Annotated in this window: 1 protein-coding gene; it reads left to right on the top strand. The window is 40.7% G+C overall.

Annotation, left to right across the window (positions count from 1 at the left end; genetic code table 11):
• Nucleotides 1-78: 78 nt before the first annotated feature.
• On the top strand, nucleotides 79-270 hold a 192-nt coding region (gene traD, locus ACSZO4_RS25995), incomplete at its 3' end, for a conjugal transfer protein TraD (protein ID WP_437891949.1).

Here is a 270-nt window from a genome sequence, read left to right as displayed (position 1 = left end):
GGCATCGTGAAAAATCTATGGCAAAGAAAGCCTTATGTTCTCATAACTGACGATTAAATCGCACCTTCCTTAAGTCAGTTGCTGGCATCAGCACAACAGGAACTGAACAGATTGACAACGGCTCAAAGAGTATTAACGAGAAAAGAAAAAACTCACCGTAAAATTGTCTTAGGTGGTGAGGTGGCAAAGTACATGGGGCTGGATATTGAACAGGATATTTTGGTTGGATTTCTTATGACTTTCGCCACGGCAACGAAAACAGATTTAGAT

Source organism: Phytobacter sp. V91, from assembly GCF_965644225.1.
Lineage (GTDB): Bacteria > Pseudomonadota > Gammaproteobacteria > Enterobacterales > Enterobacteriaceae > CBFFRJ01.
Note: the sequence above shows the minus strand (reverse complement) of the source record. Positions and strands in the feature narration are given on the sequence as shown.